A 22021-nucleotide genomic window follows, 5' to 3' on the forward strand; every position below is an offset into this window, starting at 1 on the left:
TTCCGCCACTGCAGACCGGCCCACGACGGCGGGATCCCGCCTCGCGCGTCTGCGTCGCGCGGCCTGGCCTTACAGGCTGGCGATGCTGTCCTGCACCGACTTGCCCCACGCCACACCTTCAGCGTGCGTGTTGGCGAAGTCCGGGTCCACGTAGATGTGGGTCCGCTTGATGAGTTCGCCCTCGAACTCGAAAACATTGCAGAACAGTCCGAAAGAGGAGACGCCGTCGGGGAAGTCCACACCCGATGTCGTCGTTCCGTTCTCCGCACCCTCGACGATCACGTAGTTTCCGGACGACAGCACGGTGAAACCGTCGATCTCATGCTCGAGCGACGCGATTCCCCGGCCGAGGCCCTGGGCGAACGCGCCGATCTGCGCCTTGCCGACGGCGAAGCCGAACTTCGGGTAGAACATCTGGGCGTCGTCCGTGAAGATGTCGATCACCGCGGGGTTTCCGGCGTCGACCATGCGGAAGTAGTTGATGACAATCTCTTCGCGGCGCTTCTGGAGATCGCTGTTGCCGTTCACTTTTCCTCCTGTTGGATGTTCTGCTTTTTCGCGTGTTTTCTTCCGCGGCGCACCAGTTACGCCCTGCCATCCCGGCAGAGGGCTGCTTCCGCGCACCGGTTGCGGATCATGGGCCGACAAGGTCCACAGAGCCATCACATCAGCCCCGAGGGCCAGTGGGACTCGGTCCGATCATGACCCTGCGCGACCTTCCTGTCGCCTCGTGCCGACGTTCAGGGTGCGCGCCACAGCCCTTCTTAACCGAACGGTTAAAAATTTAGGCGCGATGGGCCGGTCTGTCAAGAAGCCTCCAGGCCGACCGTCACCCTCCATCGAGGGCGGGCGGGGCGGGCGGCCGCCACAGGGCCGCCGATCAGCAGGCTGGGCAACCGTCAACGGCCCCCGCGGGCGATCCCGAAGCGCACCCGGCAACCGAAGACCGTCCCCGGCCTTGTTGACGGAGCGGATCCGCCCCGGTTATATTTCTAACCGATCGGTTAAATATTGTCACGTCGCACCACTCCCGTCAGAGGGGGCGGCAATTCGACGTCGCGACACGGCTACCGCAAGCGCCGACCGAACCCCTGAGCGCAAGGCGCCGCGCGAAGATCCAGCACTTAGAAAATGCACACCCACCAGGAGCCACAGTGAACAGCAACAGCGATCGCCAGAAGAAGTACGAAGAGATAGCCCTCAGCTATTTCCGCCTGGTGGACCAAGGTGACCCGGCGATTTTCGATCTTTTCACGGAGGACGCCCAGATGTTCTTCCCGAAGTTCGGAATTGCCACCGGAAAGCCCCAGATCGCGGCGTTCGCCCAGGGTTTCGCCGGAGCGATCGCGTCGATTCAGCACGACGTGTCCGGCCTTCATGTGATGTCGTCCGGAAACCACGTGGTGGTCGAGGGAACGGGCCGGGGAACCCTGACGTCGGGGGCGTCCTTCCCTGACAGCGATCCCATCAGCGGGATGTTCTGCAATGTGTTCGAGTTCGAAGGCGAACACATCAAGCGGCTGCACATCTACGAAGACCCGGACTTCGGCCGCACGCACGCCGACGGCGTGAGCTGGGGCGACTCGGTGCGCGCCAGCCTGTAGGGCCTACTGGAAGCGCCCGCCCCGGCCAAACGGCCGGGGCGGGCAGCGCCATGCGCGCCCCTCATGCCGAACGGCGGTGTCGAACCGTACGGCAGTGGTCGAAGGGGAAGGCCTCGCGAGCAGACGGCGACGACCCGCCGCCCGCCACGACACGGGGTCGTAGCGGGTGGCGGACACGGCCTTCTGGCGGACGCGGGCCTTTCGGGGTACGGGAGTCAGACCTGGTTGGTGCCGCCGTCGGCGAAGAGCTCGGTGCCGGTGATGAAACTGCTCTGGTCGGAGGCGAGGAAGAGGACCGCCGCCGCGATCTCGTCGGGGCGGCCGAGGCGGCCGAGCGGGATACCGGCGGCCAGGGCCTCCAGCATCGCCGGGACGTGCTCCGGGGCGGGGGCGAGGCCGGTGAGGCCGGGGGTATGGGTCGGGCCCGGGGCGATGGTGTTCACCCGGATGCCGCGCGGGGCCAGCTCGGCGCCCAGGGTACGGGAGAACGAGCGGATCGCGGCCTTGGAGGCCGAGTAGACGCTGAACGCCGGCGAGCCGTTACTGGCCTCGGTGGAGCCCGCCACGATCACCGAGGCGCCCTGGTTGAACAGCGGCAACGCCTTCTGCACGGTGAACAGAGTGCCGCGCACATTGCTCCCGAAGATCTCGTCGAAGTGCTCGGGGGTGATCTCCTCCAGGGGCAGCATGGTGCCGCCGCCCGCGTTGGCGAAGAGCACGTCCAGGCCCTTGCCGTGCTCGGCAACCGCGGCCATGATCCGGTCGATGTCGTCGAGGTCGGAAACGTCACCGCGCACACCGACGGCGTTGCCTCCGATCGCCTTGACCGCTTCGTCGAGCTCGCGCTCGCGCCGGCCGGTGAGGAAGACGTACGCCCCCTCCGCCGCGAAGCGGCGGGCCGTCGCCAGGCCGATACCGGAGGTGGCGCCGGTGACGAGGGCCGTCTTGCCGTCGAGCTGTCCCATGATCGTTTCCTTAGATGTTAGATGTGAGGTGAGGGTGATGCTGGGGCGCGCGGGCGCCGACCTCACCTGACGGAACGGCGGCCGCCGTCATCATCACCCCGACACTTTCTTACCGATTGGTCAAAATTCACAGTACCCCACCTCGAAGACATACGGCAAAATTATTGACCGCCCGGTTCTAAAGGTCGTACGTTGTCCGAAGGACAGGTTGAACCGGAGAGAAACAAGAGGCGACCATGGCTGTCGGCCGACCCCGCACGTTCGACGAGGCGGAAGCGCTTGACCTCGCGGTCGAGGTCTTCTGGCGCCAGGGGTACGAGGGCACCTCCATCACCGACCTCACCACCGCGATGGGCATGAACAAGCCCAGCCTGTACACGGTGTTCGGGTCGAAGGAAAAACTGTTTCAGCGGGTCGTCGCGCGCTACGCGGAGCGGGACATGGGCTACAAGACCGCCGCGCTCGCCGAACCGACAGCCGCCACCGTCGCCCGGACCCTGCTACTGGAGAACGCCAAGGCCCTCACCCGGAAAGACCGCCCGGCCGGCTGCCTGTCCATCCAAGGCGGCCTGTCCACCAGCCCCGACAACGCCTCGGTCTGCGCCTTCCTCGCCGCGAGCCGACTGGAGGGCGAGCAGGCACTGGCCGACCGCTTCCGCACGGCGGTGATGGACGGCGACCTGCCCTCCGATACGAACCCGGCCGCCCTCGCCCGCTACATCATCGCCTTCACCGAGGGTCAAGCCGTACACGCCGCAGCGGGCGCCAACCGCCGGCAACTCGAAGAGACCGCAGAAATCGCCCTACGGGCCTTCCCAGGCGACACCGGCCCGACGTCCGACTGACGCGCCCGGGCCGAGGGCGTGGGTTGCCGATGCCTCGGCCGTCGCACAAAAGACACTCATCCGAGTCGGCCTGGGCCGCCTGCTTCTTCGGGCGCGCCCTTCGTGGGAGTTGGCGGCGTAGTGTCGCTGATGTGTGGTGAGCCGAAACCACAGGCTGTGCTTTGGGTACCGCAATTGATGCGCGGGCTGCCGGCTGCACTGTGGTGAGCCGAGAGAGTCCGCGGTGCTGGGGCGGCGGGAGACTAGGGAAAGGCGAAGCGGGCAGCGCTGCCGTCCAGGAACTGGATGTAGGCGGGCCTACTTGGGCGGGCGCGGCCTGGCGCAGGGTTCCCGTGGAAGCCGCCGCTCTCAGCTGAACCACCGGGACTCAAGGCGTTCGAGCGGCTCTGCTCGGATGGTTGACAAGGTAATCGATTGGGGTCGCGGAGCCTTCGCTGGCTGGCATAAATCCCGGCATCGACGTCCTGCCTTCTTGCGGTAGGTCGAATGCTTGAATCGCCTCCGGGGGAAGCTCCTGGCCCGCCACAGGCGGGCCGCGGCACACCCGGCTGCCGCTGACTTTGGGCTGCCTGCACCGCATGGTGCGGGACGGGTGCTGTGCCACGGACTGGGCAGGCGAAGCGCTGGTTGAGGAGATGTCGTCAGATCGGATCGCGTTGGGATGTTGCTCCAGCGGAGCCGACGTGAGCTCAGGTTTCACCCCTGTCCTAGTGCGAGGCCGCCGACGTACGCCGCCTCCTGGAATGAGTGCCTCCCACCTCCGGCGGGTGGGCCGAAGACGGGAGACGGGAGGGACAGCCCTACTTGGCGGTCAGGAACTCTTCCGCGGACAAGGGACGGTTCACGATGCGGATGTCACCGACGTTGCCGTGGAAGACGACGTCGACGGCGCCCGCGTACTCGTGGCCGCCCACGAGCCAGGGCAACCCGAGCGAGGCGAGGCCGACCGACAGGCGGTTCGGGTTGTCTACGACCGGGGCGCCCTCAACGTACAACTTCGTGAGACGGCCGTCGTTCACCACCGCCAGGTGCCACCACTTGAGCTCCACCAAGCCGTGACCCCAGTTGGTCGTCGGGTAGGTGTTGTTCAGCGGGTAGTGGTTGAACTGCGGCTCGCGGCCGTTGTTCGTGATAGCGAACTGAGCCACGGGCTCGTTCGGGTCGGTGTTCTTGCCGTGCTTTCCGGCGGCCCCGGCCGAACCCCGGCGACTGAGTATCGACGCGTTGCCATTCTTGCCAGCGTCCCAGTCCAGCGGCATCCTCACGAACGTCTCAATCGTGTACCCGGTCTTGAACGTCTCCGAGTTCAGCGGAGCCTTGGCCCCGGTGGTCAGGTACGAGCCGTGGACCGGGTTCCTGCCGCCGACGAACTTCAGGCTGGCATGTCCGGGCTGGTCGGGGTGGTGGTCGGCGGACCATGTCAGCGCGTCGGCGGCTGTGCCTGGCACGGTCACCACCGTCAGGTCGTTGCCCTTGCCCGACAGGTCGTGGATCGTCTGGCCCACGGAGAGCGAGGTGCCGGGCGCGCCCTGCCCGTCGAAGCGCCAATACGCCAGCGTGCCCTTCACCAGCTCTCTACCGGCGGGCCGGGCGGGCCGGACCGGGACCGGGATGAAGCTCGAGAACCGCTGCTCGAAGTCGACTGGGATCGAGAAGTTGTCGACCGGACCGGTGATCCGCGCGTGCTCGGCTGCCAGTTCAGTGCGGGACTCCGGCTCCTGAGCCAGGATCCACGGGTTGATCGTCTCGACGTCGATCGTGTTGCGGGCCAGGTCGAAGTGGTACAGCCGGATCATGCCGCCACCGCCGAAGTAGCGGTTCTGGTAATTCGTGATGTGCATATGCACGTCGTTGCCGGCGGCGTTCTTCTTGGTCATGCGCCCGGACGGCCAGTAGTGACCGTTGAGGGTCAGGAAGATCTGGTCATTGTCGTTGACCAGTTTGTCCCAGATCGACTGGCCGTAGTCGGAGAGCGCCGCGTTGTCCTCCGGGTCGCCGGACTCGTAGGGGAAGACGTTGTCGTCGTAGTCCGAATAGACGATGTCATGCGCCGTGAGGATCACCGGCATCTTCGGGTGGGCCTTGATGACATTGTTGGCCCACGCGAAGCCCTGGTCGGTGGTCCGCCAGTCCAGCGCCAGCACCAGCCACGAGCGGCCAGCGGCCTGGAAGATGTGCGCGGTGTTGTAGCCGGTCGGGTCCGACCCGGCGAACGTCTTGGAGCGCTTGAACCGCTGCGGGCCCAGGGTCTTCAGGTACGGCGTGTCGCCGCGGCTGTCGTCGCCGGACACGTCGTGGTTGCCGGCCACCACGCTGTACGCGGCACCGTGCGAGTCCAGCAGGGCGAACGCCTTGTCGACCTGCTGAAATGACGACGCGTCGGCGTCCTGTGTCAGGTCACCGAGGTGTGCCATGAACACGATGTTGTTACTGGGGTTCCCGCTGTTGTTGATGATGTAGCGGAACGACTCCTCCTGCGGCGTCCGGTTTACGCTGTCCTGGCTTCCCCAGTACAGAAACTGGGTGTCCGGCATGACCGCGAGGGTGAACTGGAGGGCGGTCGAATCCGGTCTCCACGGACCGGTCTTACCACTCCCACTCCTGGTGGCGTCCGCGGCAAACGCGGACGTCCCGCCGAGCGCGGACGCGCCGACTCCTACGGCTGCCGCTCCCGCACCGGCCAGCGCCGCGTTACGCAGAAAACCTCGCCGATTCTGCCCAGTCGACTCTTGTGACGGAGTGTCACCGTGAATACACATGAGAGCCTCTCTCGCATCGATAGTTCAAACCGCAACGATGTTACGCAGAAGCGGTCTGAGCTGGGCAGACGCGAGATGACAAACGATGATCAAGCGTCTGTCCACGATGAAAGCGCAAGGCAAATCACGACCAAAAGCCGATCTCTTGAGAGCGGAAAGTAACGAAAGGGAGTCGACATCTCGACCCAGTGCCACTGCCCTCAAGGCCACCGCCTTGAGTTTCGGGCTCGGCCGTGACAGCTAGGGTGCACACCTTCACGTCATGGGGCGGCAGACCGAGAACAACTCCCGGTCGAAGCCGACGAGGAAGTGCGCGATGCGTGTCGAGGTCAGGCCTTCGATCAACATGACTGACATACCTCACCGATCACTCCAGCCGTGATCAGCGCCCGAGCAGCGAGCGGAGCAGGCCGGCGCGGGATGGCCAGCAACGTTGCCAACACCGGGGGTGAGACCCAGGCTCTTCCGGGAGAGAAGAATTCGAACTCCCCTCGCCCCTGTCTGCACCCTCAGGCATCCCGGCTGCGTGAGGCAATTGAGCGGGTTCCTGCATCTCGGGGATGGCCGCCAAGCTGACCGAGCAACGGCGTCGCGCACAATCAGCTCATGCGCGCTAACAAGGGGGTCAAACTTACAGGTCCAAGCCCCATGTCCTCCCACGGATCGGACAGGTAACGAGACAGGGCGCGGCAGGTTGTGTCGCCTGGTTTGAGGCATGTCGCCATTCATCCCCGGTGTCATGAAGGCGACTTGGCGCAGGCTCAACGGCGCGGGAACTACCGGGGCGGCGTGGGGGTGTCGTGGCTCCGGTACATCGCCTGTATGTCCAGCTCCAGCTTGACCGTCGGTCCAACCACGGCGATACCGCGCGCCAACATGTTGCGCCAGTTGAGGGTGTAGTCCTCACGGTGGAGTTCAGCCTTGGCCAGCGCGGCACAGCGCAGTTCCTCGCCATAGCCGCCGTTGACCGTGCCCAGGTAGTTGGTATCCAGGGCCATCGAGCGACTGACGCCGTGCATGGTCAGCGTGCCCTGCAGCGACCACTTGGAGCCACCGCGGTGAACGAACCGACTGCTGGCGAAGTCGATGTACGGGTAGTTCTCGACGTCGAGAAAGTCCGCCGAGCGCAGGTGGTTGTCCCGGGTGTTGTTGCCCGTGGTGATGCTGTCGGCGTGGATCCTGACCTCGACCTGCGACTCCTCCATGTTCTCGTGGACCCGGATGCCGCCCTCGAAGCGCTCGAATCGGCCGTGCACATTTGCCATGCCGACATGCTTAGCGATGAAGCGGATCGCAGTGTGCGGCGGGTCGAAGAGCCAGACGCCGGGGGACGGAAGCTCCGGCTGGCGGGCCATGTCCAGCTGTGTCCTGGCCTGCGGTACGCCCTCGCCCGCGACGATGTCCACCGCCTCGCGGTGCGGCTGCAGACTCTCCGCGGTGATCAGCAGACTGTAACGGCCGGCGGGCAATGCGGCGCAGAACAGCCCGTACGGATCGGTGGTGCCTCGTGCCGCGACCCGCTGGGTATCAGTCGCGGTGACCGTGACGTCAACGCCGCCGAGGGGGTGACCCAACGGGTCCAGCACCTCGCGGACGAGGCCGCCTGCGCCGGGCGGAAGGGGCAGAGCGAGGCCTGTGCCGCCGCCGAAGCCGTGGGTGCGCCTGCGCCTGAGCAGTGCGAAGGCCATGGTGTTCACCTTTCGTGGAAATGCAGGGTAAGCATTGAGAGGGGTTCAGCCGTGTCCGAGGATCTGACGCAGCGCCGCGGTGAGCAGCACCTCCGCGTCACCGCACGCCGCGGCGTGAGCGTGCCGGAAAGCAATGTGATGGTCGGGTCGTACGAGCAGAGCCCCCGAGTCAGCGATCTCGCGCAGCCGCGCCCAGTCGCCGTACGGGTCCTCGTACTCCTGCCCGGGGCCGATGACGACCGTGGCGAGCTCGACACCGAGCGTTTCGGTGGCGGTCATGGCCGCGCACGTCCAGTCGTCTCCGCCGATGCCGGTGAACAGGGTGAACCGCCCCCGACCCGCCGCGTCCAAGGTGGACAGCTGCTCGCGGCCGCGGGTGATCCAGGCGTGCGGGAGCTTGGCGCCCGGCCTGGTGGAGGGCTGATGATGCAGCTCGGGATCGCGGTCGAAACCAGGGCCTTCGGTGCCGTCAGAGACGATCGCGTCCGACGCATAGCGCTGGTTCATCTCGACGCCGTGGGCGTTGAATTCGTACGCTTTGGAGGCGATCGCCTCACGCAGCTGTTCCCGCTGCTTCTCGGCGGCCTCGGTGGCGTCCTTACGGCCGGCGATATTGGCCCACAGTTGCTCGGGCGTCTGTGGGGAGAGCCCGTCGAGCGCCTCGAAGACGGGTGCAGTTTCGCCGATGCTCTTGTTGGCGCGCTCGACGACCTGCTTGCCGATGGGAGCGCGTTCGGCGGTGTAGGTGTTGAGGAGGGACGCGCCGGCGGTGCCGTCCAGGACAAGCTTCAGCTTCCACGCCAGGTTGTACGCGTCCTGAATGGAAGTGTTGGAGCCGAGTCCGTTCGACGGCGGATGGCGGTGTACAGCGTCGCCAGCACACAGCACACGGCCGTCCTGGTAGTTCTCGGCGTACAGATGGTTGACCGTCCAGGCGGAGGACGAGGTGATGGTCACCGGGATGTCGTCGTCACCGATGAGACGGCGTACGACCGACACCGCGTACTCCTCGGTGAGGTCGGGGGTGCCGGCCGTGAGGTCGTAACCCCACACGATCATCCACTCGTTCCACGGGCGTACACAGCGAACGAGGCCCGCGCCGATGCCGCCAACTGTGGCGCCCGGGGCGAGCACCCAGTAGAGGGTGGACGGACGGTGCGCGGTGTACTTGCTGAGGTCCGCCTCGAAGAGGATGTTGATGCTGCCCGCGACACCCATCTGGCCGACGGTCGGCAGCCGCGCGTTCTCCGCGACCCGGCTGCGGGCGCCGTCCGCGCCGATCAGGTACTTCGCGCGTATCTCGTAAGTGTCCCCGCGCAACCGGTCCTTGACGGTGGTTGTCACCCCGTCCGCGTCCTGTACGTGCGACAGGTACTCCGTCTCGAAGCGCAGCGAAGTACCGCGCGCAACCGCCGCGTCGGCAAGAATCGGCTCCATGAGGTGCTGCGGCATGTCGCACATGCGGCTCGGGCTGGCGAGTTCATGCTCGGCCTGCACCAGCGGTTCATTGCCCCAGGAGCGCAGCCGCCCCAGCTCCTCGCCCGCGAGGCTGGTACAGAAGACAGTGTTGCCCATCAGATGCTGCGGAGTGGCCTTGGCCACGACCTCGTCCTCGACGCCGAGGTCACGCAGCACCTCCATGGTGCGCTGGTTGGTGATGTGGGCGCGCGGAGTGTCCGCCAGGGAGGCATAGCGGGTCACAACGATATTGGGCACGCCGTAGGTGCTCAGTGCCAGGGCTGCCGAAGATCCCGCGGGGCCGCTGCCCACGATCAGTACGTCGGTCTCGACGGTGTGCACCGGTGTATCTCCTGGGGATGGACTCACAACTTTGTCATTAGTGATCTTGGACCTGCCCGCGTGAGAATGGGTGTCTCAATTCGAGACACCGGCAGCCAGATACCGTAGAGCCGTCGTGACCAGTACCGAGCATTCCCCCACAGCCGAGTCCAGCACAGCGTTCTCCCTCGAACGGCTACGCCAGGCACGCGAACGCTTCCTGCAGGGTCGGCCATTGTCCGACGATGTACCGAACAACGTCGTAGCGGCCTGGCGGCGGGCGCGTTTCTACGGAGTACGGCACGATCTGGCGACCGCGCCCGGCACCGATGCCACCGAGAACTCGGCGCTGCTCGCCGCCGCCCGCCCAGTGCTCGACCGGCTCGCAGCCACGCTGGACGGCGGGGACTACGCGCTGCTCCTCACGGACGAACGCTGCAAGGTCCTGTGGTGGTGTGGCCGCTGGTCCCCGAACACCCTGCACCGTGATCTGTCGGAGAGAGTCGTCGGCAACAACAGCGCGGCGCTCGCCCTGCGCACGGGATTTCGCGCCGAGGTGCACGGACCCGAGCACTTTCTCGACCTGTGGCAGGAACTCTCCTGTGTCAGTGTTCCGCTCCGCGTACCTGGCTCTGGGCGCGCGGCCGGCACCGTAACCGTCGTGGGCGGACTACGCCCGGACTGCGTCCCGCACCCGGGCGCCGTACTCGCCGAGGCGACGGCAGCGGCCGTCGAGGCGGAGCTGGCCGCCGCGGCACGCCCGCCGGAGCGACTGCTGCTCGACGCCTACCTGCGGGAGAGCGCCCACGGGCGGGCGGTGCTCGCGCTCGACGGCCGAAACCAGCTGGTAAGCGGCGGCGCCGCGCGGCTGCTGTCCCCGCAGGCACTGGCAGCGCTCGAACGGGAGGCGGCAGGAGTATGGGAAGAGCCTGCGGAGGCATACAACATCGAACTTCCGGACGGCGAGGGGCGTGTCGCCCGGGTCACTCCGCTGCGGACGGGTGGTGTGCTCGCTGTCGTCGAGGAACCGAGCGAGCTGAGCGCCGCGCTCTCCCCGCCCTCACACCTGTCCGAAAAGACAAGTCGACGCGGTGAGCCAGACCGCCTTCGCAAGGAACATTTCAATGAACCACGGCTAGGGCGGGACAAGCTGGCCAGGCTGGCCGGCAGTTCCGTGCCGTGGCGGCATGCAGCGGGCCGCGCCCTCGACCTGGCGCAGTCCGGGCAGCCGTTGCTACTGACCGGCGAGCGCGGCACCGGGAAGACCGCGCTGGCTCTGGCCCTACTCGCCCAGCGCGATAACACCCGGCCGCTGATCGTCGATGCCGCCCAGGCACCAGACGGCGAACTAGCCGCTCAATGCGAGTCGCTGGGCGCTAAGGGCGCCCTGACCAATCCCATGCTGCTGCGCCACACCGAGCAGCTGGCACAGCGTGATGTGGCCGCACTGATCGCCCTCCTCGGCAAGCACCCGGAGCTGCCGCTCGTGGCGACGTACACACCAGGGACCGCGCCCGGCCCGTGTCTGCAGCGGCTGCTGGACGCACTGGCGGCACGTTCCGTCGTACTGCCGCCCCTACGTGAACGAGTCGATGACATAAGGGAATTGCTGCCCCTCCTGGCACCTCGGCCGGAGCCCGGGCAGCCGCCGCTGACCTGGACACTCGACACGCTGCGAGCGCTCGAACAGCACTCCTGGCCCGGCAATATCACCGAACTCGCCCACCTTGTACGGGCGGTGGCGAAGCAGCGGCGCAGCTCCGGGCCGGTGCGCCGTGGCGAACTTCCCGACGCTGTACGGGAGACACCCGCCGCCCGGAACCTGAGCCCAATGGCGCTCGCCGAGCGCAAGGCGATCCTCGGCGCACTGCACCGCCACGGCGGTAACAAGGCGCGCGCTGCAGCATCGCTGGGCATCGGCCGGGCAACGCTGTATCGCAAGCTGCGTGGCTACCAGGGACTGCCAGACTGAGGAACCGCCCCGCTACAGGACTCCGTTGGAAAATGCGTAAACCGGCGGGTGTGATCTTGTCGTCAGGCGGCGAGTTGGAGTCGGGCGAGGTATGAGGTGCGGGTTTGGCCTAGGGGTGTTTCGCTGAGCCAGGCGTCGAGTCTGATGATGTTGATGGCGGTGGCGGCGAAGATGTGTCCGAGGTGGGTTTTGGGCAGGCCCGTGTAACGGGTCCGGCGGATGCGGGTGCGCCGGATTGCCTGGGAGATGGTGCCCTCCACTCCGGCGCGGATGTTGTAGCGCTGCTGCCACTGGTCGGTGAGCTGTTCGCGGCGTCGGTCTTCCAGTGCTGCCTGCTGGTCTTGGGGCAGCAGGGTCAGGCTTCGGCCCCACTTGCCGTTCGCCGCCTTGGTGCACTTGTCCTGCACCGGGCAGGCCGCGCAGTCCTGGGCGGTGAAGTGCACCCGTGAGACGGGAGTGCCACTGCTCTTGCGCTGGTCGGACCAGCTGGCACTGATCTTGCCCTGGGGACAGACGGCGTTCTTGGCTTCCCAGTCGATCGTGAACGCGCTCTGCGTGAAGTGCTCACCCTCGTAGTTCTCGTGGCACGTATCCAGCCCGACCGGCCCCAGCAGCTCGATCCCATGTGCGTCGCGCGCGGCCACGATGTGGGCGGCGGTGACGTAGCCGGCATCGACGTCGTGCTCATCGGGTAGCAGTTCACGTGTGGCCAGGCCCTGGTGGACTGCTGCGGTGACCTCGGTGTCGGCGACGGTGGCGTCCGTGGTGACGACATGGGTGATCAGGTGCGGGGCGTGGGGTTCGCAGGTCTCGCTGAGGTGGGTCTTGTAGCCGCACCAGCCCGATCCGCGCTTGGTCGCGTAGCGGGCGTCGGGGTCGTAGGGCGAGGCGAGGCGGCGTCTGCCCGGCGGGAGGTCTTTGCCCTCCCGCCAGCGCACCTCCTCGCCGTCGCGGTGGTACTGCTCCACCCAGGCCCGGCGCAGGACCTGGACAGCGGGGACTTCCCGTAACCACGCGGGAGCCTGGGGTGCGTAGACGGCCTCCAGGATGGTGAGGCCGTCCCTGCCGACCTGCCCGGCCCACTCGGCGCGGACGTTGTCGCCCTTGGGGAAGCGGTAGGAGTCGATCCGGGCGCCGTAGCGTTTGGCCCAGTCGGCGGTGACCAGCGGCGACAGCCATGCTGGGGCGGCGGCGGCCAGGGCTTCCAGCGCCGCGCGCAGGGTCTCGCCGACGAACTCCATCCGGTTCAACGTCCGCACGGCCGCGAGAACATGGGTGGAGTCGGTGCGCTGACGCCCCCCGGAACGCAGCAGCCCGAGGTCAGATATCCGCTCCAGGATCAGGTCCAGGACCTTTTCCTCCAGGCCGTGCTCGATCAGCCGGGCGCGGAAGTCGCTCAGCACGGAGAAGTCGAACCCCGAATCGTCCAGCTCCAGACCAAGGAGGAACTTCCAGTCCATGCGGGCCCGCACCTGGTCAGCGGCCTGCCTGTCGGTCAGCCCCTCTGCGTATTGCAGCACCGACACAAGCGCCAGCGCCCCCGGCGACACCGCCGGACGACCCCGTGACGAAAACGCCCCAGCGAAGGAATCGTCTTCGAACAGCGGGCCCAGCACTTCACGCACGCGGACAGCCAGTGTCCCCTTCGGGAACGATGCCCGCACGACCCGAGCAGTCAGCTCCGGCACCCCACGGTCGTCCCGAGACTCCAGCGACACCCAGCCCCCCTCGCTCCGACGAACAGAACGATCATGTCAACCTCAGCAAGCCGACGAGCCCGGTTTACGCATTTTCCAACGGAGTCCTACAGCCATGCGGTTGTCCAGGAACCCCCCGTCGTCACGGCATGCCGTGTGAAGGTGTAGCCCTTTGACCAGCCGGAAGAGGGCTATCGCAGTCAAAGCGCCTACAGCCTGCCCCGGGCGGCTGCGCGGGCCAGGTGATCGCGATCGTCGATGCGTATGACAATCCCAACGCCGAGGCCGACCTGGCCGTCTACCGCGTGCAGTGCGGCCTGCCGCCCTGCACGACCGCAACTACGGGCGGGCTCCGGCTGCGCGCAATACCAGACCAAGCCCGACTACCAGAAGGACACTGGCTGCGCCGGGCGCAGCGTCGCCGGCCTCGCCGCCCGTCGCTGACAACGTTGCTGTCTATCGCTCGTACGGCGCCGACGGCACCGTACCCCCGCACAGCAGGGCCTTGCCGTCCACAAGCGGACCACAACGAGCACCCTCCCCCGCCCCACCTACTGGGCTGGTGCGCAGTGCGCCGCCCTTCACCGCGAAGCCATTGGCGCCACCGCCGAGAATCCGAGGTTTACGGCGGACACACTTCCCAATGCTGAAGACAAGCCGCGAGAGCATCGCCGCGTCGCGGTTGCACCAGAGTCACCGGGGTGAGATGACTTGAATGAGTGCCATCACATAGGACCGGGGACGTAGGCGCCGTATGACGCAATCCGCTCCCTATAGCCGCATAGCGCGCCGCACCGTGTGGGGAAAGGGTGAATGATACGCGGACAGCCAACGACGGAACTGACGCCACCGGCAACCCCCCTCCGGCTCTCACTGACCGGAGCAAGCTGCTTGCCGAGGTCTTCCGTCAGATGAGATTCGAGTTCGGCGCCTATGTCGGCGTCGTCTACCTGGCTGCGCATGATGCTAATGGCACGCACCTGCTGTCAGCCGCAGTCGGCGGGGCCCCGCCAGCCGTCTTCACCATCCCCGAGGTCATTGCGTGCGACGGTCCCCTCGTAACGGCTGCCGCCTACCGCACCGGCCGCACCATGGCCTCCGATGCCGCCCATGCGATCTCCCGTGAAGAGCGCGCACTGCGGATGATGCCCTATCCATACTCGGTCGTGGCCGTACCCCTCATCGCCGGGGACGAGAAGCTTGGAGTGCTGACCGGGATTTGGGTACCGCCAAGCCAGACCTGCGAGGGACTGCAGGAACGGATGGCGACGCTGGGGGAACTGCTGGCGTCCGGTTTGGTCGACCAGTCTCAGGTTGATCACGCTATGAAGCCGACCGCATCTCCCCTGATCATCCCCATGTTCCGAAGCCCGGGTGGTGAAGGGATCCCCACTGCGGAGGTGAAGCGACGTTGGGGATTGCCCGACCTTCCCGGATCAGCCGCTCTCTCGCAGATGTACCAAGTACACAAACTCTCCGCCGCGCTCAACGAGGCGCCGGGGCTGGTCGACGTCATGCGAGCTGCGCGTGAACGGATCATGCTGCCTTTCGGCGCCGGCGCATTCGTGGCTGCGGTGGCTCAAGAGGGCAGACTCCGGGTGGCCGGGCACAGCGGGTCTGCGGAGCTGGTGCGGATGGTCCACGGGGCGCCCCTGGACAGAAGCACCCCCAGTGCAGATGTGCTCTGCACCGGACAACCCCTCTTTCTCCCCGATCGCGCGGCGCTGCTAGCGGCCTACCCCACTCTGGAGAGTGCTGACGTCCAGGCGTGTGCGGTGCTACCTCTGGTGGGCAGCGGAAACTTCCGGGGCAGCTGCCTGCTTGGCTTTGAGACTGCGCGATGGATCGGCGCCGAAGAACAGGCCGTCCTGCTGATGATGGCCGCCCAGCTCGCCGTGGCCATGGAGCGTGCCCAACTCAACGAGAGCGAGCACGCTCTCACGGAGGCGCTGCAGAAGAAGCTACTCCCCCGCTCACTGCCCGAACTCCCCGAGGTGGTGATCACTGCGCGGTACCTGTCCGCGTCAGCTCCCTCGGGGATGGGCGGTGACTGGTACGACGTCATTCCCCTGCCGGGTCGGCAAACCGGTCTCGTGGTCGGCGACGTGGAGGGCCACAACATCGACAGCGCGGTGATCATGGGACAGCTCCGAAGCGGACTGCGCGCGTATGCTGCGGAAGGACACAAGCCCGCCGATGTGCTCGCCCGATCCAGCGAACTGCTCGCCGAACTCGACACCGATCTCTTTGCCACTTGCTGTTTCGTCCGGCTCGATCCGGAAGGCGGGGTCGTCGAGATCGCTCTGGCCGGTCACCCGGTTCCGCTCCTTCGCTGCCCCGAGGCCGGGATCATAGCGCCGAACGCTCCGCCGAACCTCCCGCTCGGCGTGGAGCCTGGCTATGTGTATAGGAGCACGGAATTCACCATCCGCCCGGAGACACTACTGATGCTTTACACGGACGGAATCGTCAACTCCCCCACCGGCGACCCGGTGGTCGACGCACGCAGCCTTCTCGCTTCAGCCGACAAAGTCGAAGCCCGTTCCCTGCACAAGATTGCGGACTTGCTCCTCATGGGCGCGTCGAAGCGCCCCGAGCGCCAGCGGGACGACATGGCACTCCTGTTTGCTCTATACGAGGGAAATCCTCTCGGCTCGGTCCGCAGGGTCGACCGGATGGCTATACGAAGGCACGACATCCAGGGCGTGGGGTCTGTGCGGAGGTTCGTGCGGAGTTACCTGCTCAGACGGGACCTGCAGAGACTTGCCGACGACATGGAAGTGATGGCTTCCGAAATCGTCACTAATGCCCTCATTCATGCCGACAGCGATGTCGAGGTATGGCTCCGCGAATACCCCGACCGCATTCATTTCGAGGTCCGTGACACCGATGCCAAGCCTCCAGTGCCGACATCCATCACCGACTCCGACGAGGCGAACGCCGTGGCGGAGCACGGGAGGGGGCTAAGCATTGTGGAAATCCTTTCCTCCGCGTGGGGAAATTCTCCCCACGGCCGAGGAAAGACAGTGTGGATCGACATTCCTAAATAAGGGACTGCAGACCTGCGCCGTCGCTCTCCGACACCTGGGCGGAACGGCGCACCGGCGCGTGGACATTGGCCACCCCGCCAGCCCCCGACCGGCCTGTTGCGCATGACCGACTCCACCGCGCTGCTGTCCTGTAGGACAGGCGGCTTCTGGCTGGGCACCGGCTCCCGGCACAGCATGTTCGGCGCCCAGGCACCGCTGTCGGCGCCTGGCCCGCTGTCTGCGCCCCACCGGGATCACGGACGTCCACGTCAACCTCAGCTTGACCTAGCGTATGACCCGTAAGGCCGCCGTGCGGGTCCCCAGTCTGTCGAGGACGGGCAGATCGCCCCGGCGTCACAGATGCCCGCAGACAACTACTGAAGCCGTTCGCCACACCGCCGCCTGGCTCGCCGACTGGAACGGCAAACCACGCCCCCTTCTTCTGGACGCAGATAGCCGACGAGATCCTCGAAAAGCGCCGCTACTGCCGATGAACTCTGACTCGGGTCGCTAGAAGGGCTTAGTGGGCAAGTACTTGCCGTCCAGGGTGATCACGGCGCGCTCGCCTCCCTCGGGATCGGCGATCTTCTTTACGTCGAGCTTGAAGTTGATCGCGGAGATGATGCCGTCACCGAACTGCTCGTGGATCAGGGCCTTGAGTGTGGTGCCGTAAACCTGGATCATCTCGTAGAAGCGGTAGATCGTCGGGTCGGTGGGAATGCCGCCCTCGATGGAGCCGCGGGTGGGAATACTTCGCAGCAGTGTTACCGCATCGTCGTCGAGGCCAAGGAGTTCAGCGACGGCCTCGGCCGACTTCTCTGGCAGCGCGTGCTGGCCGAGGATGGCGGCCGTGACGAACGCAACGGACAGGCCGGCAGCGTCTGCGATCTGCTGCCAGGTGAGGTCCTTGCGGGTCTTGGCTTCGACCGCGGTGACCGCGAGCTGCTGGCGGGCGGCGTTGTCGAGTTGGGCGTGCATCATGGCGTTGCTTCCTTTCAGTCGGCCCCCCTTGGAGAGTGCGGAGAGCGGAAGAAATAGTCCTTGGAGCGGCCAGACTGGGCCGGGGGGTCAGGCCACGCGGGAGCGGTGCCGCCCGGCGTCGAGTTCCTCGACGGTTCCAGTTGGGATGTCGAAGACCCAGCCGTGCAACCGCACACTGTCCTTGGCCAGCGCATGGGCCACCGAGGGGTGTGCGGCCAGATTCGCCAGCTGGACAGCGACGTTTTCCCGTACCAATGCGGCGACTGTCTGCCTGCTTCCAGCGGGTGCGCTGAGGTCCTGGGCGGCAGCCGCTTGGCGCAGCCAGTCGGCGATGGCCGGGGTGTCGGTCAGGTCATGGCCTTGGGCGAGAGCGGTCATTGCACCGCATGCTGAGTGTCCACAGACAATAATGTCCTTCACTCCCAGGACGGCAATGGCGTACTCGATACTGGCGACGATGCCGTCGGCGCCGGAGGTGTAGAGGGGAACGAGATTGCCGGCAGTGCGGATGACGAACAGCTCGCCGGGATCGGCCTGGGTGATCAGCTCGGGGATGACACGGGCGTCAGAGCAGCCGATGAACAGCGTGCTGGGCTGGTGGGTGGTGGCCAGCTGAGCGAGAAGCCCTGCCTTGGCGGGGAAGACCTCCCGCTGAAAGCGGGTGATGCCCTCGGCGAGATGACGCATGCCGTACTCCTTCCGGTGGGTTTGCCGATGAGGTCTACGTCATTCACTGTGCACGAGCTGCCCTTATAGCGTCCAAGACTCATTACCACTGAGTTCCATCGACCGCATCTATAATTATGGGTGTGAAGCCTGAACTGCGTCATCTGCGATACCTGCTCGCAGTGGCCGAGCACGGGAACTTCACCCGCGCCGCCGAGGGCCTGCGCATCTCGCAACCCACCCTGTCTCAGCAGGTCCGGCAGCTGGAAAAGATCCTCGGTGTCCAGTTGTTGGACCGCACTGGCCGCACGGTACGCCTCACCGACGCCGGGACTGCCTACGCCCATTACGCCCAGCGCGCGCTACAGGACCTTGCGGCCGGCGAGCAGGCGGTGCTGGACGTGCAGAACCTCTCCCGTGGGCACCTACGCCTCGCTGTCACCCCTACCTTTACGGCCTACCTCACGGGCCCCCTCGTCGCCGACTTCTATGCCCGCTATCCGGGCATCACTTTGGACGTGCGGGAGATGCCCCAGACCCGCATCGAAGCCGACCTGCTCAGCGATCGGATTGATCTCGGCATCGCCTTCATGGGCGCCCATCACCCGGGCATCGAGGCCACCGCACTGTTCACCGAGACCCTCAGCCTCGTCGTCGGCCCCTATCACCCCGACACCCAAAGGCGCGACCCCCTGACCATCACCGACCTCCGCGAACGCCATCTCGCCCTGCTCAGCGGTGACTTCGCCACCCGTCAGCACATCGACCAGCACCTCGCCGAACACCACGTGCAGCCACGAATCGCGATGGAGGCCAACTCCATCAACGCACTCACCGAAATCGTGACCCGCACCCCGCTCGCGACCGTCCTACCCGACGCGATCACCCGCGGCCATCCCCACTTGGCCCCCGTCCCCCTCTCCCCCGCACTCCCGTCCCGCACTGTCACACTCCTGCACCGTGAAAGCACGTACCAAAGCGCCGCCGCCCGCGCCTTCACCAACCGGGCCACCAACTGGGCGCCTGCCCACGGCTTCAACCTCTGCTGACCAAGGAGGCAGCGGATGCCAACGCGGCTGTCGGCCCTGCCGCCCAAAGACGCCGGCTCAGGCAGCAAGGGCCGGACACCGACCGACACCCTGCATCGGATTTCTGTCCCAACCCACCCGTCGGAACAGACCCCAGGCGGCAATCGAGACCTTGATGGACCCGGTAATCACCCTCAACGAACTACTGAGGCGGGTGCGCACCGGCGTCAGCAGCGCTCGACTGTGTTGCGTCGGCGGTAGACCTCGCGGTCGAAGCCGGGTGGTCGTCCGCCGCGGCGGCCCCACGGGACAAGCCTTAGCAGTTTGCCGTCTGGTCGCCCTCCGAGAGCGTGGAAGCAGAGCTGAGGTCTGATCCGTTCAACTTGTTCGGCGCAAAGGCGACGCCGACCTCGCCGAGTGGAACCTCATGCCCCTCCTCACAGGTGACGCCTGCCCTCAGCGGCGCGCTGCAGTTGTGGTGGGTGAAAAGGAGTGGTGGTCCGGCCGGGTCGGCGAGGTAACGGTCGCCCCACTGAATGAGAGCCAAGGCCACAGGGAGCAGGTCGCGGCCTCTTTTCGTGAGTGCGTACTCATGCCGGGTGCGCGTGCCGGGCTCCTGGTAGGGGCGACGCTCAAGGACACCGACAGCCACGAGTTCGCGCAGGCGCGAGGCAGCGACAGCTTCGGAAATGCCCGCCCTATGCGCGAAGTCGTCAAAGCGCCGAGTGCCGTAGAAGGCCTCGCGTATCAGCAGCATTGCGGAGCGACTGCCGACCGCGCGCACAGCGCGGTCGAGGGAGCAACGGTCAGTGATCCAGCCGTCCCGGTCGGCCACCGGTCCGTCTAGATGTGCAGCTTCTGTCGACATGCGCCAAGACTAACGCTGGCTTGAGATTTCCCTACTCAGGCCATTTAACGCTCCGACTCATGGATAGCGGGCCGCAGGACGACTATCACAGTTACCTCTCGTGGTTCGCAATGGCGCCTCCGACCTTCGGGTCCGGCATCACTTCCTCCTTGTTGGCAATGATCCGGGGGTATCAGTCACCAGGTCCGAGGGCACCGACGGACCGCCTATAAGGGGCTTGAGCACCGGCTTCACCCAGACCGAAGAGCTCTCCGTAACGGGGATTGCGACAGCTCGGTGCCGCGACAGGCCGGACGAAAGCGTGAGTGGAGGGGGGCCTGCACGTGATCGACACGGCGACATCGACGTCTTCCTCGACCTGGACGCCGGCAAGGGCGAACACCACTCCACCACCGTCACACCGGCCGGGAACGCCAGCACCCACCGACGTCCCGCGCGCCGAGGCGCTCAGCACGCGGGGAGAGGGTTAGGGCTGGCAGCCGAGCCTTGAGCCGTCGACGTACGAGCCGACAGCGAGTTCGCGAGGCATCTGGCTTGCGTCGGTCCCAGCCAGATGGATAGCGTCTGGCTATGGAAAATCAAAGCCAGGCGAAGACCGCCTGGGTACTGCCGGTGCTTTGCGTTGCCGCGTTCATGGCCAGCTTGGACCTGTTCATCGTCAACGTTGCCTTCTCGGACATCGGGCAAGAGTTCCCAGACAGTTCGCTGGCCGACCTGAGCTGGATCCTCAACGCCTACGCGATCCTGTACGCGGCCCTTCTGGTTCCCCTGGGGCGCCTGGCTGACCGCTTCGGGCAAAAGGCGGGCTTCCTGAGTGGCCTGGCTGTATTCACCGCCGCCAGCGCCGCCTGCGCCTTGAGCGACAGCCTGTGGCCCCTGGTCGCCTTTCGGGGAATACAGGCAATGGGCGCCGCCCTGCTCACTCCCACGAGCCTCGGCTTGCTCCTCACTGCCACGCCCGCCGACCGGAAAGAGCGAGCAGTGCGCGTCTGGGCGGCCACAGGCGGTCTCGCGGCCGCCGCAGGGCCCGTCGTTGGAGGCCTCCTTGCCGAGGCCTCGTGGCGCTGGATCTTCCTGGTCAACGTGCCGATCGGCGCTGCTGCCTTCCTGTTGGCGCTTCCTTCGCTGCCCGCCAGCCGACACGACGTGGACGCCCGGCTGCCGGACCTCCCAGGTGCCGCTGTTCTTCTGGCCTGCATCAGCGTCCTAGCTCTCGGGCTGGTCCAAGCTCCTTCCTGGGGCTGGGGCAGCCCCAGGACCGCTGTATGTCTGGGACTGACTCTCACGGGCATGGCTGTCTTCTGGCGCCGCTCCCTACGCCACGCCTCCCCCGTGGTGGAACCGGCGCTGCTGCGCGTGCCCTCATTCGCCTGGTCCAACGCCACCGCCTTGGCCTTCACAGCCGCGTTCGCCGCCGGCCTGCTCGCCACCGTCATGTGGCTGCAAGAGGTATGGGGCTACTCGGCGCTCAGGACCGGCATGGCAATCACCCCGGGACCCCTGATGGTGCCGCTGTTCGCCTCCCTGGCCCAAGCTGTCGCTCACAAAGTGCCGGCCGGCTGGATCACCGCGGTGGGATCGGCCCTCTTCGGCACCGGCATCATCGTGCTGCAACTGAGCCTGGGCGCTCAGCCCGCCTACCTCACGCAGGTGCTTCCGGGCTGGCTGCTGAGTGGCATGGGCGTCGGTCTGGCCCTGCCCACCATCCTGGCCGCGGCCACGGCCGACCTCCCCAACAACCGTGCTGCGACCGGCAGCGCAATCGTCAACATGAGCCGCCAACTGGGAGCAGTCCTGGGAGTAAGCATCTTGATCGCGCTTGTCAGTGTCCCCCACACCTATACCGCCACACACGCGGCCTTCACGCTCGCGCGGTGGACCATTGCCGCTGTGGCTTTCGTCGGCGCACTGACCGCCTTGCGTATGACCCCCCGTAGCACACCCTCCGACAGCGCCTCTGCCGCCCTGACCGTCACACCTGAGATGTCATGACGTACAGCACCATGGCGATGGCGGCTCCGTGCAGAGATTCAGGGCGCCGCAAGCTTCACGGGCACCATCCAAGACCACTTGTGCCCAATACGAAGACCTGAAGCGGTTGTCACCTCGGTGAGGCTCACCTGCCGAGCTAAGGCCGTCT

General features: G+C 66.3%; 15 protein-coding genes. 6 read left to right on the top strand and 9 right to left on the bottom strand.

Annotated elements, in window-relative coordinates:
- Window positions 1-69 precede the first annotated feature (69 nt).
- Window positions 70-528 (bottom strand): nuclear transport factor 2 family protein, encoded by a 459-nt coding sequence (locus OG878_RS40190; protein WP_328891669.1) that lies wholly within the window; start codon window positions 526-528, stop codon window positions 70-72.
- Window positions 529-1154: 626 nt separating this feature from the next.
- On the opposite strand from OG878_RS40190, the gene OG878_RS40195 reads away from it, so the two are divergent.
- Window positions 1155-1604 (top strand): nuclear transport factor 2 family protein, encoded by a 450-nt coding sequence (locus OG878_RS40195; RefSeq protein ID WP_328891670.1) that lies wholly within the window; start codon window positions 1155-1157, stop codon window positions 1602-1604.
- 215 nt (window positions 1605-1819) lie between these two features.
- Here the strand turns inward: OG878_RS40195 and OG878_RS40200 are convergent, their stop codons facing one another.
- A complete protein-coding gene (locus OG878_RS40200) occupies window positions 1820-2569 on the bottom strand; it encodes a glucose 1-dehydrogenase (protein ID WP_328891671.1) in 750 nt (249 codons plus the stop codon).
- A 236-nt stretch (window positions 2570-2805) separates the two neighbouring features.
- Between OG878_RS40200 and OG878_RS40205 the strand changes: the two genes are divergently transcribed.
- Window positions 2806-3414: a TetR/AcrR family transcriptional regulator gene (locus tag OG878_RS40205; RefSeq protein WP_328891672.1), complete on the top strand. Its 609-nt coding sequence runs from the start codon at window positions 2806-2808 to the stop codon at window positions 3412-3414.
- Window positions 3415-4214: 800 nt separating this feature from the next.
- On the opposite strand, the gene OG878_RS40210 is transcribed toward OG878_RS40205, so the two are convergent.
- The 3 genes from OG878_RS40210 to OG878_RS40220 form a co-directional block, all read right to left on the bottom strand.
- The gene (locus tag OG878_RS40210) at window positions 4215-6173 is read right to left on the bottom strand and encodes a LamG-like jellyroll fold domain-containing protein (RefSeq protein ID WP_443049302.1); all 1959 of its coding nucleotides are present in this window, start codon (window positions 6171-6173) and stop codon (window positions 4215-4217) included.
- 776 nt (window positions 6174-6949) lie between these two features.
- Window positions 6950-7861 carry a YceI family protein gene (locus OG878_RS40215; RefSeq protein WP_328891674.1) on the bottom strand — a complete coding sequence of 304 codons (912 nt, stop codon included), beginning with the start codon at window positions 7859-7861 and terminating at the stop codon, window positions 6950-6952.
- 45 nt (window positions 7862-7906) lie between these two features.
- Window positions 7907-9661, bottom strand: coding sequence for an FAD-dependent oxidoreductase (locus tag OG878_RS40220; protein ID WP_328891675.1), 1755 nt, complete (start codon window positions 9659-9661; stop codon window positions 7907-7909).
- Between the two features lie 115 nt (window positions 9662-9776).
- Between OG878_RS40220 and OG878_RS40225 the strand changes: the two genes are divergently transcribed.
- Window positions 9777-11612: a helix-turn-helix domain-containing protein gene (locus OG878_RS40225; RefSeq protein ID WP_328891676.1), complete on the top strand. Its 1836-nt coding sequence runs from the start codon at window positions 9777-9779 to the stop codon at window positions 11610-11612.
- A gap of 62 nt (window positions 11613-11674) precedes the next feature.
- Here OG878_RS40225 and OG878_RS40230 read toward each other — a convergent pair whose 3' ends face one another.
- The gene (locus OG878_RS40230) at window positions 11675-13330 is read right to left on the bottom strand and encodes an IS1182 family transposase (RefSeq protein WP_328886378.1); all 1656 of its coding nucleotides are present in this window, start codon (window positions 13328-13330) and stop codon (window positions 11675-11677) included.
- 890 nt (window positions 13331-14220) lie between these two features.
- Between OG878_RS40230 and OG878_RS40235 the strand changes: the two genes are divergently transcribed.
- Complete coding sequence (locus OG878_RS40235) at window positions 14221-16359, top strand: ATP-binding SpoIIE family protein phosphatase (RefSeq protein WP_328891677.1); 2139 nt, start codon at window positions 14221-14223, stop codon at window positions 16357-16359.
- Between the two features lie 489 nt (window positions 16360-16848).
- On the opposite strand, the gene cynS is transcribed toward OG878_RS40235, so the two are convergent.
- Window positions 16849-17319 carry a cyanase gene (cynS, locus tag OG878_RS40240; RefSeq protein ID WP_328891678.1) on the bottom strand — a complete coding sequence of 157 codons (471 nt, stop codon included), beginning with the start codon at window positions 17317-17319 and terminating at the stop codon, window positions 16849-16851.
- Between the two features lie 87 nt (window positions 17320-17406).
- On the bottom strand, window positions 17407-18006 hold the full coding sequence (locus tag OG878_RS40245) for a carbonic anhydrase (protein WP_328891679.1): 600 nt from the start codon (window positions 18004-18006) through the stop codon (window positions 17407-17409).
- Window positions 18007-18128: 122 nt separating this feature from the next.
- Between OG878_RS40245 and cynR the strand changes: the two genes are divergently transcribed.
- Window positions 18129-19034, top strand: coding sequence for a transcriptional regulator CynR (cynR, locus tag OG878_RS40250; protein WP_328891680.1), 906 nt, complete (start codon window positions 18129-18131; stop codon window positions 19032-19034).
- A gap of 295 nt (window positions 19035-19329) precedes the next feature.
- Here cynR and OG878_RS40255 read toward each other — a convergent pair whose 3' ends face one another.
- Window positions 19330-19881, bottom strand: a complete 552-nt coding sequence (locus OG878_RS40255; protein ID WP_328891681.1) for a winged helix-turn-helix transcriptional regulator — start codon at window positions 19879-19881, stop codon at window positions 19330-19332.
- A 570-nt stretch (window positions 19882-20451) separates the two neighbouring features.
- Here OG878_RS40255 and OG878_RS40260 point away from each other — a divergent pair.
- Window positions 20452-21873 carry an MFS transporter gene (locus OG878_RS40260; protein WP_328891682.1) on the top strand — a complete coding sequence of 474 codons (1422 nt, stop codon included), beginning with the start codon at window positions 20452-20454 and terminating at the stop codon, window positions 21871-21873.
- The last annotated feature ends 148 nt before the right edge of the window (window positions 21874-22021 follow it).

The sequence above is a fragment of the Streptomyces sp. NBC_00316 genome, from assembly GCF_036158715.1.
GTDB lineage: Bacteria > Actinomycetota > Actinomycetes > Streptomycetales > Streptomycetaceae > Streptomyces.

Excerpts from the sequence above, each read along its gene's own strand:
- OG878_RS40245 (WP_328891679.1), bottom strand. The coding sequence starts at position 18,006 with ATGCGTCATCTCGCCGAGGGCATCACCCGCTTTCAGCGGGAGGTCTTC.
- OG878_RS40205 (WP_328891672.1), top strand. The coding sequence starts at position 2,806 with ATGGCTGTCGGCCGACCCCGCACGTTCGACGAGGCGGAAGCGCTTGAC.
- OG878_RS40255 (WP_328891681.1), bottom strand. The coding sequence starts at position 19,881 with ATGTCGACAGAAGCTGCACATCTAGACGGACCGGTGGCCGACCGGGAC.
- OG878_RS40260 (WP_328891682.1), top strand. The coding sequence starts at position 20,452 with ATGGAAAATCAAAGCCAGGCGAAGACCGCCTGGGTACTGCCGGTGCTT.
- cynS (WP_328891678.1), bottom strand. The coding sequence starts at position 17,319 with ATGATGCACGCCCAACTCGACAACGCCGCCCGCCAGCAGCTCGCGGTC.
- OG878_RS40200 (WP_328891671.1), bottom strand. The coding sequence starts at position 2,569 with ATGGGACAGCTCGACGGCAAGACGGCCCTCGTCACCGGCGCCACCTCC.
- OG878_RS40210 (WP_443049302.1), bottom strand. The coding sequence starts at position 6,173 with ATGTGTATTCACGGTGACACTCCGTCACAAGAGTCGACTGGGCAGAAT.
- OG878_RS40235 (WP_328891677.1), top strand. The coding sequence starts at position 14,221 with ATGAGATTCGAGTTCGGCGCCTATGTCGGCGTCGTCTACCTGGCTGCG.
- OG878_RS40215 (WP_328891674.1), bottom strand. The coding sequence starts at position 7,861 with ATGGCCTTCGCACTGCTCAGGCGCAGGCGCACCCACGGCTTCGGCGGC.